The organism is Wolbachia endosymbiont (group A) of Yponomeuta plumbellus (assembly GCF_947251575.1).
Lineage (GTDB): Bacteria > Pseudomonadota > Alphaproteobacteria > Rickettsiales > Anaplasmataceae > Wolbachia > Wolbachia pipientis.
The window spans coordinates 822,278-838,769 of sequence record NZ_OX366353.1 but is presented as its reverse complement, the minus strand read 5'-3'; the positions used below and the strand labels follow the sequence as shown (position 1 = coordinate 838,769).

The following is a 16,492-nucleotide window of genomic DNA, read 5'->3' as shown; positions in this document are numbered from 1 at the left end:
GCATGGCTTATATCGCACGTATCATGTGAACGCCTAGGTGAAATATAAGCCGAGTTCTGTTTATGTAGCTATTTATCTGGAGTAAATGTTACCATTTACCGCATGCGATTTACCCGAGTAGATATGAGGAAAACATAAAATCTACTTCTATTTAATCTTGCTCCTAGTGTTGGTTACTCGACTACCAATGTTGCCATTGCCATGGTGTGCTCTTACCACACCTTTTCACCCTTACCTAAAAATATTTTAGGCGGTAATTTTCTGTAGCCCTATAACTGGAGTTACCTCCGGCGGGCATTACCCGTCACTATTTTTCCTTGGAGCCCGGACTTTCCTCTGCTATGTTTATCACACAACAGCAGCTACTTATTTCACCTAGGAATTATACTTTAACATGAAAATCACAAAAGCAAAAGACAATTTCCTAACAGTCTACATATTAAAAACATTTAGACAAATAGCTAAAGGTGATATTCCGGCACATCATCACTATCCCAAGATAAGCTTTTTTCACTTTTAGACTCCGCTTCAGTTAGTCAAGAGCCTGGTCCACCGCTTGAAGACGATGAGCTACTTCTTGATCGACTACTACTTTCTACTGATATACTATTTAGCACTGTTTCAGATTGATATATAGTTCGCATTCTGTTACCAGTGGTAAAAATTTCTTCATCGCTACTTGAAGATGATCGCCTTCTATAACCCAAATCAGTTAGTTCTAATACAGAAGCAGCATTACGACCCTTAACATATCTATATGCTATGAATCCTATAATTCCAACAATACCTATTGCTCCAACCAAAGATCCCCCTATCATTCCTGCCTTATTAGACCCTATAGCAAGTTGAGTAGGTTGTGGTGAAGAAGTAGACTGAGGAAGTAAAGTCGTGGTGAATATAGGAGTTGTTGACTCTTTTGTTCTAGTGCTTGGTATACTAAATACTGTTTGTGTAGTTTTCTCTGAGCTTGTTGTTGGCGCAGTTGGTTCCACTGTTACTGTGCTTGTTTGAGTCGTTGACTCTGTTGAAGGTTTACTCATCGTAGAAGTCGACGCACCAGTCGCTGCTGTAGGTTTTACAGTACTTGTCTCAGTCCCTGAAGTTACTATCGGCACACTAGTTGACGTTGTAGCAACCGTGGTCGCTTGTGAAGTAGTAGTTGTTTTTGCTACTGTCGTTGACTCCGTTGAAGGTTTACTTATTGTAGAAGTAGGTGCAACGGCTTCCGTTGTCAATTTAGTAGTCTTCACAGCGTCGGTTTCTGCTGTGCTAGTAATTGCAGCAGTCGGCGTTTTCTTAGAAGTCACAACCGTTTCTGCAACAGTTATAGGAGCCACGGTACTACTAGAAATAATATCTGGCGTTAATCGACCGTTAATGATATTAACAAAATCACTGAGAGTTTTGATGCTATTTGCCGGTATTATTGTTGCTTCAGAAGATTTTCCAGAGCCGTTTTGATTAAAAGTTACAATATTTTCTCCACTTACCGCAGTTACGATAAAACCACCCTGACCGTTGCCCTTAATATATAATTGCTCTATAGGATCTGTAAATTGATAGATAGGAAAATCTGACACTGATCCATTTTTAAGTAGAGTTGCTATATGTAACCTCTGCTCATTAGCTGATTGGTCATTTTCAAGAAAAGCAACTAGATCATTTCCTTCCGTTTGTTCAACATACTGCAAAAAGCTTATTTCATGTTCTCTAGAAAGAGATAGTGCTTTATTATCTATTTGACCTTTTCGATTACCAAGTAAAAAGCCATTAACTCCATCCTTCAGACCCTGAATCACTTTAGCCATATCAAATTTAAAAATACGTGTTTTTCTCACCTCTTGATTTTCCTTAGTAATCCTTTTGCTCACTTGCGAATAAAGCATCGTGTTTCCATTTAATGCCAATTGCCCCTGATTATCAAAATTGAACAATTTTCTTTCTGTAACACCTTTTTCTCCAGTCAATACCTTAAATTTTCCGCTCTCGCTTGACTTTAAGTACCAAGAAACTAAAGTTTGATCCTTTAAGTTATGGGCGATTACAATTACGTCACCATTACCAACTTTCACTGCTCTTGGTTGAAAGTAACTATTGCCCACATTTGCAAGACTATTATTATCAATATTCTTTTGTAATTTTCTTTTATCTAAATGTTCAACTGAAGGAGTATTAACTGATTGTTTAATTCCGTAAGTGTTAAAAGATAAGCCTTTAACGCATTTTTCTCCTTCTTCGCTAATTCCTTCTTCAGGAAAGATAACTCCAACTTTATCTATTTCAGCTGAATCTTCTATTAATGTGAGAGATAATTGATCTTTGAATTCATTTGCTACGCTGATATTTGTACCACATTCGTATGTTTTTGATTGATATAATGGACTAATAAGTAATTTTACTTTACTGCTCCCATTACCATTATCTTGATAGCTGAGTCCGTAAGCAACTCCATTCCCCTCAATTAATTCTACGTTTGTTGGATTAAAACCTATCGCTTCTTTAATTTCCGGTGTATTTGAGTTGATCCCGAGCAATCTTCTTAATATAGACATAATTTTATTTAAAATATTAATAAAATGCTATTATGATTACTCCTGTGTGTTAATGTCAATGAAAATTTTAACTAAAATTAAAAAATTAATATAATATTTTATACTAAAAGGTAAATATAAGCTTGAAGAGGGCTAAGAAGCTTTATGCTATTTCTCAAAAAACCAACAATTGCAATCATTGGTTCTACAGGTATAATCTGTTAAAGTTTACACGAGTCTCATGAATGATAGAAAAAGAAGAGCAGTTTAGTTTTACATCAGAAAACCTCAAGAAAGCGGGAAAGTTTATAGAGATGTATCCCAAAGGTAGAGAAGGTAGTGCTGTTATGCCTTTACTATATCTGGTTCAAGAGCAATGCGGATGGGTTTCTGAATCTGCTATGCGTTATGTTGCTGATATGCTGCATATTCCACATATTCGTGTATATGAAGTGGCAAATTTTTACACCATGTATAATTTAAAACCAGTAGGCAAATATCTAATACAAATTTGTAGAACAACTCCTTGCTGGTTGTGCAATAGTGAAGAAGTTTTAAATACCTTTAAAAAAAAACTTGGAATCAATATCGGTGAGACTACTAAAGATAATTTGTTCACTTTAAAAGAAGTTGAATGCCTAGGTGCATGCGTTAATGCTACCGTTGTGCAGATCAATAATGACTTCTATGAAAATCTTACTCCTGAGAAAGTAGAAAACATCATAACAGAACTTTCAGGCAAATAGATGAAAGAAGAATTTTCATTCAAGAGAATCAAGCAATCAGGTTCTGCAAGAGTTGGAACAATTAAAACTCCAAATGGAAGCGTAGAAACCCCCGCTTTTATATTCTGCGCAACAAAAGCTGCAATTAAAGCTGCAGATATTGAAAGAATAAGTGAAGCTGGTACCCAAATCATACTTTCCAACACCTATCACCTAATGCTTCAACCAGGAGAGAATACTGTTGCAAAACTTGGTGGTTTGCGCAAGATGATAGGATGGAATGGGCCAATGCTAACTGACTCAGGTGGATATCAGATATTTAGCTTAGGCCACGGATCAGTTTCGGAAGAGATAAAAGGAATAAGAAAAAAACAAAAAACTTTGATCAAAATTAATGAGGATGGGGCAATTTTCCGTTCTTACATTAATGGTAAAATTTATTGCTTAACTCCTGAAAAATCTGTACAAATTCAACAGAAATTAGGTGCAGATTTAATCCTAGTTTTAGATGAATGCACTCCATTTCACGTAAGCAAAGAATACACAGCAAAATCAATGCTCATGAGCCACAGATGGGCTGAACGTTCTTTAAATGAATTTGAAAAAAACAATAATGGCAAGCAGGCACTGTATGGAATTAGTCAAGGCGGAATATATCACGATCTGCGTAGAGAAAGTTGTGATTTTATCAACAATTTACCATTTTTCGGTCAAGCAATAGGTGGATCACTTGGTCAAAGTAAAGAGCAGATGTACGATGTAGTTTCTTTCACTATGGACCACTTGAAAAAAGACAGGCCTACTCATTTGCTTGGTATTGGTGGAATTGTGGACATCTTTCGCGGAGTTAGTCTTGGAATTGATACGTTTGATTGCGTGCATCCAACCCGTTTAGCAAGGCATGGTGGTGCGCTGATTAAAGTAAAAAATAGAGATTCTATTTCTTCAAAGTGCAAAGAGCATATCAATTTGCGAAATCAACAATTCGAGCTGGACGATAACCCAATTGAAAGTGACTGTTTATGTTTTACCTGCAGAAAACATTCAAGAGCTTATATACACCATTTACTGAAAGCTAAAGAGCTCCTGGCTTACACGCTCGTTACCATTCATAATATTTTCTTTATGAATAAGTTAATGGCATCAATAAGGCAGGCAATATTAGATGATAGGCTAGATCAGGAGAAAAATAATTGGATTAGTGAAATACCATTGCACTTTGATTTGGCCTCTCTTTAAGTCTTTTCTTCATTAGACTTCTTGCATAACCATATAACGAACTTTTATTGGAAATAGAAACGAAAAAACTTACTTGACAAACTCCGCCAGCCCCCTTATCATGGTACTGAAGCTATTTATTTATCTTCGCAATCTGTGCAGGTTAATGACAAAAAACTTAGGGTATTTGGCGTCTCATGTTTAATTTTTCGCACTACGTGCATCGCATGTCTTTAAAAATCTCTGGGTTTTTACCTATATAAGCCGAAACGCGCTTACAAAGCGTTTAAGACAGCAAAAAACGTCAAATTGACAAGGGAGAATTTGAATGCTAGCTACTACGGGGTTTCTTTGCCTTTTTTCCTGCTTAGTAAATTTCTTAAACACTTGCGGTGTAGGTTAGTTGCAAGTTAAAAGCAGCTAAATCGCTCTTAATCAAGCGTTTTAGAATAAAAAAAACGCCGATATTTTAGTACATAGTAAATAGCCAACCACCACGGGGCTTCTTTTGCCTTTTTTTTTCATTTGGTAAATTCCTTAATATTTATGGCTAAACGACAATCGTCATCCCAGCGGGATCTAGAGATACCGCGGCGGTATAGCTATACCTTTTTTCTACTTAGTTTGGGTTATGCAAGAAGTCTATTCTGTTAACTCTTCCTTTTATTATTTTTCCTTCAGAAGTGCTATAATAAATAATTAATCTATTAATGTTAGCCTTTGTCTTGAATTTGTAAATGTTAGAGATAAAGATATGAATATAAAAAATAATGTTCTATTAATATTTGACTTTGATAATACTATTACTAATGGGCACATGCACAATGCTCTTTCTAGGTTAAGCAAAAGTGACTTTAATTCTACTCAAAATAATGCAGCAACTGATAACGACATAAAAAATTTTCTAGAAAATACAGACGGAATAAAAAATAAAGAGGGGTTAAAATCTGTACTGCAATCTGCACTTTCAAGTGGAATAGAAGTTAATATTGCATCATATACAAAATATCCGGATGCTGTAAAAGAGGTTGTAAAGGATCACTTGGGTTTATTTGAAGAACAAACAGGTAGCATTTCTGTATTTGGTGGGTTTCCAGGAGATTATGATAATCAGTTGCAAGAGTTAGATGTTAGAGAACAACAAAGTCAAGTCGGAAAGAATTTGCACATCTGTGAGGCAATTGTGAAGTATAAGAATAAACACGGTGAGTTGCCAAAAACTGTCATGCTAGTTGATGATGATGTAAAAAATATTCAAAAGATTAATGAGTTTGTTGCATCAATGAGCAAAAGAGGGGGGTGGCTTAAAGAAAATGGGCTGAGTGTTGAAGATATAAACAATATTAAATTTGAAGGCGTTCAAGTACCTAAAGAGGACAAAAATGTTGGTTATCTAGAAAGAGTACAGGAGTTTGTCAATGCTAACTTGGTACAAGAACCAATTTATGAAAATTTAAGGAAAGAAGAACCTATATACCAAAATCTTCAAGACACTCAGAGACAATCACCTGAAGAAAAGCCACCACAATTACCTCCTAAACTTAAGAATTTAAATGCAGTATCCCAGAATAATGAGGAGCCACCATCATTACCTACTAAAAAAGGAAATCAAGTGATGGTGTGGTTGTTGATGATGAGAGTAAAAAACAAGATATTAAAGACATGTCATCATCCAAAGCACAACCAACACGCTCAAAACGTCATGCAATGATGCTTGACCCTCAGCAAATAGAATCTATACACCAGAATGCTGAAGAGCCACCACTAGGTAAAAAATACGCACATACTGAAACCATCTCCTTATTAGAGGCATTTGAGACAATCAGAGATTTTTTTCAAGATTGTGGTCAAAAAATAATAAATACTATTCATAGATTATTAAAGAAGGAAGTAATAACAGGAGTTAAAGAGCAAGGCTATGATGTGAATAGTGAAAAAGGTAAAAGTGAAATTACGATTTATGGTAATAAATCGATAGATATTGACAAAATAAAAACGGATTTTATTGATACCTCTCTAATTCGAATAATGGAATTGGGTGAGGAGAAAATCAAAGATCTTAACAATAATTATAAAGGTGATCAGCTAGGGCGAGAGATATCGAAATTATTGAACGCTGGTTCGCAAAAGGAAAATATAAACTCAAACTATAATAATGGAGAGCCTATATTTCAGACTCGTGAAGAAGCATGGAATTATCCTCAGCAAAAGAAAGACATAAACTCAAACTCTGTAAGAGGAAACTACAATAATGGAGAGCCTATATTTCAGACTCGTGAAGAAGCATGGAATTATCCTCAGCAAAAGAAAAATATAAACTTGAATCCTGCAAGCAGCACTACACCTCAAGGTCAAGTATCATCATCTCCTCCTAGAAGCAATATAAAAGAAGCGTGTAGTTCACAGCACACCGCTTCAATTGTAAAGTAGCCAAATTAATGTAATAGAATGCGCTAAGCTTTAAGCATAGAAACCACTTTATCGTAACTTGGTAATGATTCAATTTCTCCAATTGCAGCTAGAGTGGTTTTTTCATGCTGAGATAACAATTCTTCTGCTGCTTTTTTTACGTTAGCAGTGGTAACTGCACTAATTTTTTCTATTAATTCATTTTTACTGATGTACCTATTATAGTTACCGTAGTAGTGTCCCAATGTTTCAGCACGTGAGCTAACACTTTCGCGTGACATTAAAATTTGGGATTTTACTCGCTCTTTCACTCTATTTACTTCTTCTTCCTTCAGATCATCTGTAGACAACTTCTTCAACTCTGTCGTTATAGATTTTAAAAGCTTATCTAAGTTACTACTGTCTGTACCAGCAAAAATGGAAAACATTCCTGTATTAGTATAGCTGGAATTAAATGAATAAACAGAGTAAGCTAATCCCTGCTTTTCCCTTACTTCCTGGAATAAACGTGATGACATTCCGCTCCCTAATATAGAATCAAGCACTTGAAACGTGTGATATTTATCGTCATGGCGAGAAACACTAGGTAGACCAATTAGCAAGTGTACCTGATCTAATTTACGATGTTCTAAATACTCACCACCAGTACAGCTCGCATTTTGGCTTTTTTTCAGCTTTTTAGAATGAATCTTTGAGAGAAAATCTTTGGTTAATGCAACAACTTCTTCATGTTCAACATTTCCTGCAACGGCAAATAGCATATTCTCACCAAAGTAATGCTCATTTATGTAATTATCTAGATCTCCTCGAGTAAAAGATTTTACAGTATTTTGCGTGCCTAAGATTGACCTACCAAATGGTTGGTCTTTATAAGCTGCCTCAAAATATTTGTCGAAAATAATGTCACTTGGTGAATCATTAGTTTGAAAAATCTCTTGTATTACAACACCCTTCTCACGTTCCAATTCATCTTCTGGAAACGTGGAATTCATCAATATATCTATTAATATATCAATACCAGTTTTTATGTCTTTCTTGAGGACTTTTGCATAATAGGTGGTGCTTTCCCTACCAGTGCTGGCGTTGAAAACCCCACCTATGTCATCAAAAGCTTTTGCAATTTCAAAGGCAGTTCTTGTCTTCGTCCCTTTGAAAGCCATGTGTTCTAAAAAATGGGATATTCCATTTTGCTTTGCACTTTCTGCTCTACTGCCAACACCAACTCGTATGCTTAAAGCTACGGAATCAATATCACGCACCTGCTCAGTTATTATGCGCAGACCATTATCTAATTTTGTTACCCGGGGTATATTCATCTCATATATTCTTCTAAGTTCTCTTCTGCAAAATCCCAATTAATCAAATGATCAAGGAAAACTTTTATGTAGTCAATTCTACGGTTTTGACAATCTAAATAATAGGCGTGCTCCCACACATCCATAGTGAGTAGTGGCACTTGGCCATAAATTATTGGCAAATCTGCATTTGGAGTCTTGGTGATTTTGAGCTTTCCTAACCTACCTTTTTCGAGCACTAACCATACCCATCCACTGCCAAACTGGCTTACTCCATGACTCGAAAATTCTTCATAAAATTTATCAAAGCCACCGATATCGTCCTGAATTTTTTTTGCTAAAAGACTACTATCTTTAGGCTTACCACCACCATTTTTTTTCATTGAGTTCCAATAAAAAGTGTGGTTCCAAACTTGTGCTGCGTTATTAAATATAGGCAAGTTGCTGCTATTACCATGAACTTCTGTTATTAATCCCTCAATTTTCACATGCTGATAATCCGTATTTTCAACCAGCTCGTTGAGTTTATTTAAATACCCTTTATGATGCTTATCATAATGAAAGTCTAAAGTTTTTGCAGATATGTAAGGCTCTAAAACTGTTTTATCATATGGTAATTCAGGTAAAGTAAAACTCATAAAAACCTCTTTATTTCTAACCTACTTGGATGGTAGGGCAATATATGCTTTTGTGCAACATATAATTAATAGCTAAAACATTTAGGTATCTATTGCATTATTCTAAATTATACTACAATAACGATTATTATATAAGCCATAGAAATGGATTAAATGCAAAAGTTACTTGACACCCTTCGCCAACCCCCTTATCATGAAACTGAAGCTATTTATTTATCTTCTCTGTACAGATTAAATGACAAAAAAACTCACGTATCTGGCGTCTCATGCTTAATTTTTTGCACTATGTGCACCTTATGTCTTATAAAATTTCTACCTACATAAGCTGAAACGCGCTTATAAAGCGTTTAAAACATAAAAAAACGCCAACTTAAAAATGGATAGTGAATAACTAGCTACCCTAGGGTTTCTTTTGCCTTTTTCTCCGCTTGGTAAATTTCTTAATGTTTATACGGAAGGTGTCATTCCAGCGCGTGACGCTGGAATCCCAAAAAAAAAGGATGATGTCATCCGAGTAGCTGACACTGGGATGACAAAAAAAGGAGCACTGGGATGACATCATAGGGGCGCTGGCCTGACAATCGTCATTCCGCTACGTGTTAGCGGGATCTAGAGATACCGTGACGGTATGACAAGGGAGAACAGTTGTATTCCTGCACAATTTATTCTCATGACAAAAACGTCTTAACTTTCTCTCTACTTTTTCTGGGTAAGGTCAATTTTGTGAAAAAATGGATTGAATTATAGGCAGATTTGGCTATTATTTGTAATACATGGGTATTAGGTAAAATGTTTAAATTTGATCCTTTATTATTAGCTCGAATTCAGTTTGCCTTCACAATAGGCTTTCACATTATATTTCCTGCTTTCACGATCGGGCTTGCAAGTTTTCTAGCCTTTTTGGAATGGTGTTGGCTTAAGACTGGTGATACACGTTTCCGTGATGTTTATAAATTCTGGATCAAGATTTTTGCCGTTGCTTTTGGCATGGGAGTGGTATCTGGAGTTGTAATGTCATATCAACTTGGTACCAATTGGTCGATTTTTTCTGACCGCATAGCCAATGTTCTCGGCCCTCTATTTTCCTTTGAGGTTTTAACAGCCTTTTTTCTGGAGGCATCTTTTTTGAGTATTATGCTATTTGGATGGAATAGAGTAAGTTCTCGTATGCACTTTGCTTCTACTTGTATTGTTGCAGTGGGAACGCTTATTTCAGCTTTTTGGATTATTGCGGCCAACAGTTGGATGCAAACACCCGCTGGATTCACGATTGGTGAGAATGGTCTCCTATATCCAACCAATTGGTTAGAGATTATTTTTAATCCTTCTTTCCCTTATCGCTTTATTCATATGGTAACAGCAGCCTATCTTACAACAGCTTTTGTGGTTGGTGGTGTAGGAGCATTTTATCTTTGGAGAAAACGACATGCTCCTCAAGCAAGAATTATGCTTGGTATGGCAACCATTATGGTAGCTTTAGCTGCACCATTTCAGCTGTTCATGGGAGATAGGCATGGATTAAATACACTAAAGCATCAACCTGCTAAGATTGCTGCAATGGAAGGTATATGGGAAACCGAAAAAGGGGCTGGCTTACTTTTATTTGCTTATCCGGATCAGCAAAATGAAATTAATCACTACGAGATAAAAATTCCTAATCTTGCCAGCTTGATCTTAACACATGATTTTTTAGGAGAAGTAAAAGGATTAAAGGAATGGAAAAAAGAAGATAGACCACCTGTAGTATGGGTATTCTGGTCCTTCCGTATAATGGTTGGAGTTGGAATTTTAATGATCATAATTGGGTCAGTAAGTGTTATACAGTATCTTCGTGGCAAATTATTCCAAAGTTGTTTCTTACATGGATGGTGGATATCAATGATGCCGTCTGGGTTCATAGCGTTACTTGCAGGTTGGTTTACTACTGAAATTGGCCGTCAACCTTACACTGTATATGGAATTATGCGCACAATTGAATCATTTTCATCTGCGATTACCGGTCCTCAGGTTGCATGGTCTTTGATTGCATTTATCGTTATGTATACCCTTATATTTGGAGCGGGTAGTTACTATATTCTGAAACTTATATACAAAGGAATTCCTGTCATTAAAGAAGAAGAGCAATTTTATAAACACGGTATTGGAGCTTCAGTGATTGATGCTGGTACATCTGGAAAGGACAACAATCATGTTTGATTTTTCTTCCTTAATTAATTTACCCCTAATCTGGGGATTACTAATTGCCATAGCTGTTTTACTGTATATTTTAATGGATGGGTTTGATTTAGGTATTGGTATTTTACTTCCTTTTGCACAGTCAGATAAATGCCGTGATCACATGATAAGCTCAATTGCACCATTTTGGGATGGAAACGAAACATGGTTGGTATTGGTTGGTGGAGGGTTGTTTGCTGCCTTTCCTCTTGCATATTCAATATTAATGCCTGCTTTTTATATTCCAATCATTATTATGCTGCTTGGCCTTATAGTGCGCGGAGTATCCTTTGAGTTTCGTTTTAAGGCAGAAGGAAAATACAGGCGATTATGGGATTATGCCTTTCATTTTGGGTCACTTGGTGCTGCATTTTGCCAAGGCATGATTTTAGGTGCATTTATACATGGTGTAGAAGTAAACGGACGCAACTTTTCTGGTGGCCAATTTGATTGGGCAAGTGCTTTTAGTGTAATGACAGGCATTGCTGTGATATTTGGATATGCACTTTTAGGTTCTACATGGCTCATAATGAAGACAGAAAATATAACACAAGAATGGGCACGCAAGGTTGCTTCTTATACGCTTGGTTTTGTAGGTATTTTCATGGGACTAGTGAGTGTAGTGACACCATTTTTAAATGAACGTATTAAAAACTTTTGGTTTAGCATGCCAAATTTTTATTATTTATTTTCTATTCCATTACTCACATCTTGGCTATTTTTCATGCTGTGGTTTGATCTTCGGAATACTAAACGGGAGTACCGTCCATTCTTTCTCAGTATTGCTATTTTTTTTATGGGATATTTAGGTTTAGGAATTAGTATCTACCCATGGATTATACCTTTTCAATATACCATTCTGGATGCAGCCGCTTCTGGGCCAAGTTTATCTTTAATGCTCATTGTTATAATACCGCTTTTACCAATCATTTTAACTTATACTGGTTATTGCTATTATGTCTTTCGTGGAAAATCAAATTATGAACACACATATTAAGGAGTTAGTGACCTTATGGTTAAAACGTTACCCTTAAATCAAGCAGTCATTCAGGCAATGGCGTCAACTCAAGAACCTTCATTAGCAAACCCTCCTATGGATTTTCTGAAAAGTTTTTGAGTATATTGTATTTTTAATTTGTAGAATAAGTTTTTTTCCTTTTTGCATGCTAACCAAAAAGGGTTCTGTCATCCTTCTTGTCATATAAGTAGCTTGACGCGGGCATTCAGTTTTCTTTATAATTTTCTTTGTGAAAGAACAAAAATGCTTATTTGTAACCATAGCTGGCTTACCAAATGCTGGGAAGTCTACATTAATTAACAGCATCATAGGCAAGAAAATTGCAATTGTCACCCCTAAAGTGCAAACAACAAGGACGCAAATAAGGGGTGTTGCAACATGCAACAACACACAAATTGTCTTTACTGACTCCCCAGGAATTTTCTCAGCAGAAACAAAACTTGAAAAAGCTTTAGTCAAATCTGCATGGTCGGCAGTTAAGGATAGTGACATCACTTTGTTGCTTGTTGATGTAAGCAATTATTTGAAAAATATAGAAAGAATTAAGACTATATTTATGCGGCTGCAGCGCACAAAAGGCAGATGCATTTTGGTTATCAATAAAACTGATTTGGTAAAAAGGCCTGAATTAAAGATGGCGCATGAGCATCTGAATTTGCTTTATAAATTTGAAAAGGTTTTTATGATATCAGCATTAAAGAATGATGGACTTTCTGATTTGATGAATTACTTGTCTGAAGTTGCATCGGTGAGCCCCTGGTTTTATGAAGAAGATCAAATAACCGATTCCTCGACAAATTTTTTATCAGCAGAAATTACGAGAGAAAAATTATTCTTGAACTTGCGTGAAGAATTGCCATACTCTACAGCTGTTATAACTGAACAATTTGAGGAAAAAAAAGATAAGAGTTTAGTCATCAAACAGATCATATTTGTGTTGAAAGATAGTCATAAAAAAATAGTGCTAGGAAAAGATGGCAGTAATATTAAAAAAATTAATATCGAAGCGCGTGCTGAACTAGAAAAATTATTTGAGTGCAAGGTACACCTCTTTTTATTTGTGAAAGTGCGACCTTGGATCGACCGTCCGGAGGAGTATATAGGCAATGCTTAATTCTTTATTGGTATTTGATATTGAAACTATACCAGATGTAAATTCCTGCAAAAATTTACTCAATATTAGTGATGATAGTAGTGTAGAAGAGAAGAGGGATGCATTAACAAAATATCATCTTGAAATAACAAACGGGCAAAACTCTTTTCTGCGTCAGCCTTTTCACCTTGTTGTAGTTATTAGTTTTTTACTTTGCAATATAAGCTACCAGAGTGGTTATGAGGTGTTCACACTGCAAGAAATAAGATCTGGAGGCACACTAAATTCCAGTGAAAAGGAGCTAGTGAAAGGATTTTTTAACTACATATCAGAGAAAAAGCCAAGATTAGTTTCGTTCAACGGACGCACTTTTGATATACCAGTGCTGAAGTATCGTGCTATGGTCCATGGCATTCAAGCGGAATATTTTCATAAAGCTGGCGATAAGTGGAATAGTTACAATCAGAGATATAGCAGTGATTGGCATTGTGATTTGCTTGAATCCCTCTCTGATTTTGGAGCTTCTGCGAGAGTAAAAATGAACGAAGTTTGTGCAGCATTTAATCTTCCTGGTAAGATTGGAGTTGATGGGTCACAAGTTATGGACTTATACGATAGCGGCAAGATACAAGAGATTCGAGATTATTGTGAAACAGATGTAATTAACACTTATTTGATTTACTTAAGGTTCATGCATCATCAGGGAAGGATTACTACTGAAAGCTACAACAAAAGTGCGGAAGAGCTGCTTTTAGAGTGCGAAAAAAAAGAATACCTAAAGAAATTTAAAGAAGAATGGCAAATAACTTGTGGTGGAAAAATTTTACTTCCATAGAATAAATAGTCGAGTTATAATGCACTAACAAGCGAACCTCTGTACTAAATTTTGGTTAATATACACGTTGAGCATATTAAGAAAGTTGCTTTTAAGGTATTGCATTTTACTTTTATTTTTGTTATAAGGTTGCTTTAAGTTGAATTTTCAACATTTTTATACTATTTACATTTAAGATATGATTTCGAAATTTTTTGGGGGCACTTCATGAAAAAGTCTATGTATACTAGAACTGCTCTAGTTTCTTTATTAACTTTATGTTCTTTCAGCAGTTTTGCAGCTGACTTTCCTGATGAGAGTATGAAGGAAATAAAAAAGCAAGAGAGCACAAAAACTTCTGGAAAAACAGAAGTTATGAAAACATCAAATAAAAAACTGAAAGAAAAGATGGACAGAATATGTAATGCTGATCCAAGAAAAAAAGCTGAAGAGCTTAAGAAAAAAGAGGAGCTAAGATTAGCAGCCGAGCAGAAGAAAAAAGAGGAGATCAGGCTAGCAAATGAGAAAAAAGCAAAGCTTATAGAGGATTCAAAAGCGAAAGCTCTAAACGCTAAGAATTCTAATATAGAAAAAGGTAAAGTTTCAAAAACTAAGCGTTCTAAAACTAAGAATGCTAAAGTTGAAGCTAAAGATGTAAAGAAGGATATAAAAGTTGTTAACAAAAATACAGAGGAAAAAGGTAAGGCAAGTCCTGTTGTTTCAGTTGGTGGAGTTGATATTATCGATACCAATCAAGGGCAAAGTAATTTAAGAATAACTTTTGGTGGTGTTGTTGATGCTCAAGGTTATGGCAAAGCTAGACCAAGTGGCGCAGATTATAAACGTTATAACGTTATGCCAAACAGATCTACAGAGTATTATAATGCCACTCTAGATATAACAAAAGGAGCAAATCCAATATTCTATGAAGGAATAGGAAATATTGGTGATTACAGCAACGATATGGGTATGATTGCTGATGCAATATTGCACCTCAGAGCAGAAAATAAGAATGAAGATTTAGGTCTTCTTTATGGTGCTGACGTGCAGTTTCATGTCCCAGTGACCGAAGGTAAGGGAGCTTCACAGGGTGTTTATGCTGCAAAAGGCAGAAGTGCGCATGTGTTTGTTAACTCAAAATATGGTGACGTGAAGCTTGGTTACCAATTTGGTCCTGAGGCTCTGATGAGGCTTGATGCAACAAGAATTGCGACTGTTGACGGAGCTGCAGATAGTGACTGGTTCAGAAAAGTGAACTTAGAAGGAAGCGCTGCTAGCTTTCCATTTTATGTAACACCACGTCTTTACACTGAAAGTTTTTCGAGTGAAAGTGAAAAATTCTCTTTCCGTATGGCAGGGAAATATAACAAAGGCGTTATGACTACACTGCCATTTAGAGTTGCTTACTACTCACCAAATTATATGGGCGCAAGATTTGGTATCAGCTACTCACCTCGTTATGATAGTGGTTTGTTTACTGTAAAAGAAACAGTTTCAGAAGATAAAGGCGGTAAGATAGAACATAAGGAAACGATAAAGCATGTCGGCCCAGACTATGAGCACATAGTAAGTGCTGGTGCATCATATGAATATGACTTTGATAAACATAACATAAAAGTTAAAACTTCTGCAGTTGGTGAATATGGCTTTCCAAAGCAACCAAGTAAAGATAAGCATCTTTATAAGGAATTTGTGGAGTATAATGACCTGATGGGTGTTAATTTTGGTGTAAGCGCTGATTATAAGATTAATGAAGATCAAGGCGTAAAGTTTGCTGCCTCTTTTGCATACTTGGGCAAATCTGGTCAACCGAAGGGTATTAAAAAATTAATTGGTGATACCTATACGGAAATTGATAGTAAAGATGCTACTGATGGCAAAAGAGTGGAAGGGCTGAAAGCTCAATTTGGTAAAGATAGTATAGATACCATGTATTGGACTGTAGGAGCTGGGTATCAACATGAGAATATCTACACAAGTTTGACGTATTTTGGCAGCAGAATGAATGACAAAGATATGCTTCATGATGGTGCACTTGGCGTTCAATATGATCTGTCTCCTGCATGCAGTAAGAATAAATTTGTTCCTTACGCAGCTCTCCATTATTTTATGACTAACGAAACAGGTAAGCTGAAAGATGAGTCTGATGCTGATGTACCTTCTAACCAAGGAATTCTCCTTCTTACTGGTGTGAAGTTTTCTTTCTAACCAGCCAGTACACACCACAGTTAATTGTGGTGTATTCTTGTCTGTTAGTGTTTATTTGTCGATCAAATAAACATATGGTGTCCTCTCTCCTGTCATCCCAGTGCGTGACACACAACTGTACGAACATTGTGATTTGAGGACACTCCACCAAGAAGGATGTCATCCCAGTGCCCAGACACTGGGATCCAGCTTTCCATGCAACTTCATCAAAAGCGTTTATTCAGCATAAGATCAGCCACTTTTTATGCTCACCAAATCAGTTTGCTTACTTACAAGCAAAATTTCCTGGATTCCAGTGTCAAGCACTGGAATGACACCCTATGGTCACC

The 16,492-nt window shown here is 36.1% G+C and carries 13 protein-coding genes and 1 other RNA gene; 10 read left to right on the top strand and 4 right to left on the bottom strand.

The genetic code is table 11. The features are described 5' to 3' along the window. Positions 1-29: 29 nt before the first annotated feature. Positions 30-379, bottom strand: an RNA gene (gene rnpB, locus OPR39_RS04165) — RNase P RNA component class A. Between the two features lie 157 nt (positions 380-536). Then, positions 537-2,552, bottom strand: coding sequence for a hypothetical protein (locus OPR39_RS04160; protein ID WP_015589172.1), 2,016 nt, complete (start codon positions 2,550-2,552; stop codon positions 537-539). Positions 2,553-2,776: 224 nt separating this feature from the next. On the opposite strand from OPR39_RS04160, the gene nuoE reads away from it, so the two are divergent. The 4 genes from nuoE to OPR39_RS04140 all read left to right on the top strand — a co-directional run bounded on the left by nuoE (position 2,777) and on the right by OPR39_RS04140 (position 6,904). Continuing rightward, positions 2,777-3,277, top strand: coding sequence for an NADH-quinone oxidoreductase subunit NuoE (gene nuoE, locus OPR39_RS04155; protein WP_265039170.1), 501 nt, complete (start codon positions 2,777-2,779; stop codon positions 3,275-3,277). Continuing rightward, complete coding sequence (tgt, locus tag OPR39_RS04150) at positions 3,278-4,495, top strand: tRNA guanosine(34) transglycosylase Tgt (protein ID WP_015589173.1); 1,218 nt, start codon at positions 3,278-3,280, stop codon at positions 4,493-4,495. A 733-nt stretch (positions 4,496-5,228) separates the two neighbouring features. Continuing rightward, a complete protein-coding gene (locus tag OPR39_RS04145; protein WP_265039167.1) occupies positions 5,229-6,185 on the top strand; it encodes a hypothetical protein in 957 nt (318 codons plus the stop codon). Then, positions 6,182-6,904, top strand: coding sequence for a hypothetical protein (locus OPR39_RS04140; protein ID WP_265039165.1), 723 nt, complete (start codon positions 6,182-6,184; stop codon positions 6,902-6,904). Before OPR39_RS04145 ends, OPR39_RS04140 begins: the two co-directional genes overlap by 4 nt. Before the next feature lie 23 nt (positions 6,905-6,927). Here the strand turns inward: OPR39_RS04140 and OPR39_RS04135 are convergent, their stop codons facing one another. Both OPR39_RS04135 and OPR39_RS04130 read right to left on the bottom strand, forming a co-directional pair. Next, a complete protein-coding gene (locus OPR39_RS04135; protein ID WP_010962800.1) occupies positions 6,928-8,199 on the bottom strand; it encodes a M16 family metallopeptidase in 1,272 nt (423 codons plus the stop codon). Continuing rightward, positions 8,196-8,816: a superoxide dismutase gene (locus tag OPR39_RS04130; protein ID WP_265039163.1), complete on the bottom strand. Its 621-nt coding sequence runs from the start codon at positions 8,814-8,816 to the stop codon at positions 8,196-8,198. Before OPR39_RS04130 ends, OPR39_RS04135 begins: the two co-directional genes overlap by 4 nt. A 412-nt stretch (positions 8,817-9,228) precedes the next feature. On the opposite strand from OPR39_RS04130, the gene OPR39_RS04125 reads away from it, so the two are divergent. From OPR39_RS04125 to OPR39_RS04100, 6 genes are all read left to right on the top strand, one after another. Continuing rightward, entirely contained in the window at positions 9,229-9,372 is a 144-nt protein-coding gene (locus OPR39_RS04125; protein ID WP_265039161.1) for a hypothetical protein, read from the top strand. Between the two features lie 233 nt (positions 9,373-9,605). Further along, positions 9,606-11,012 (top strand): cytochrome ubiquinol oxidase subunit I, encoded by a 1,407-nt coding sequence (locus OPR39_RS04120; protein WP_006280502.1) that lies wholly within the window; start codon positions 9,606-9,608, stop codon positions 11,010-11,012. Beyond that, positions 11,005-12,027 carry a cytochrome d ubiquinol oxidase subunit II gene (gene cydB, locus OPR39_RS04115; protein WP_265039434.1) on the top strand — a complete coding sequence of 341 codons (1,023 nt, stop codon included), beginning with the start codon at positions 11,005-11,007 and terminating at the stop codon, positions 12,025-12,027. The genes OPR39_RS04120 and cydB overlap by 8 nt, the downstream gene beginning before the upstream one ends. Before the next feature lie 250 nt (positions 12,028-12,277). After that, positions 12,278-13,162: a GTPase Era gene (gene era, locus OPR39_RS04110; RefSeq protein ID WP_010082484.1), complete on the top strand. Its 885-nt coding sequence runs from the start codon at positions 12,278-12,280 to the stop codon at positions 13,160-13,162. Then, a complete protein-coding gene (locus OPR39_RS04105) occupies positions 13,155-13,976 on the top strand; it encodes a 3'-5' exonuclease (RefSeq protein WP_015589180.1) in 822 nt (273 codons plus the stop codon). Before era ends, OPR39_RS04105 begins: the two co-directional genes overlap by 8 nt. Positions 13,977-14,183: 207 nt before the next feature. Continuing rightward, positions 14,184-16,163, top strand: a complete 1,980-nt coding sequence (locus OPR39_RS04100; RefSeq protein ID WP_265039160.1) for a WD0745 family porin — start codon at positions 14,184-14,186, stop codon at positions 16,161-16,163. Positions 16,164-16,492: the final 329 nt, after the last annotated feature.

Coding starts and splice junctions, on each gene's coding strand:
- OPR39_RS04160 (WP_015589172.1), bottom strand. CDS start 2,552: ATGTCTATATTAAGAAGATTGCTCGGGATCAACTCAAATACACCGGAA.
- nuoE (WP_265039170.1), top strand. CDS start 2,777: ATGATAGAAAAAGAAGAGCAGTTTAGTTTTACATCAGAAAACCTCAAG.
- tgt (WP_015589173.1), top strand. CDS start 3,278: ATGAAAGAAGAATTTTCATTCAAGAGAATCAAGCAATCAGGTTCTGCA.
- OPR39_RS04145 (WP_265039167.1), top strand. CDS start 5,229: ATGAATATAAAAAATAATGTTCTATTAATATTTGACTTTGATAATACT.
- OPR39_RS04140 (WP_265039165.1), top strand. CDS start 6,182: ATGATGCTTGACCCTCAGCAAATAGAATCTATACACCAGAATGCTGAA.
- OPR39_RS04135 (WP_010962800.1), bottom strand. CDS start 8,199: ATGAATATACCCCGGGTAACAAAATTAGATAATGGTCTGCGCATAATA.
- OPR39_RS04130 (WP_265039163.1), bottom strand. CDS start 8,816: ATGAGTTTTACTTTACCTGAATTACCATATGATAAAACAGTTTTAGAG.
- OPR39_RS04120 (WP_006280502.1), top strand. CDS start 9,606: ATGTTTAAATTTGATCCTTTATTATTAGCTCGAATTCAGTTTGCCTTC.
- cydB (WP_265039434.1), top strand. CDS start 11,005: ATGTTTGATTTTTCTTCCTTAATTAATTTACCCCTAATCTGGGGATTA.
- OPR39_RS04105 (WP_015589180.1), top strand. CDS start 13,155: ATGCTTAATTCTTTATTGGTATTTGATATTGAAACTATACCAGATGTA.
- OPR39_RS04100 (WP_265039160.1), top strand. CDS start 14,184: ATGAAAAAGTCTATGTATACTAGAACTGCTCTAGTTTCTTTATTAACT.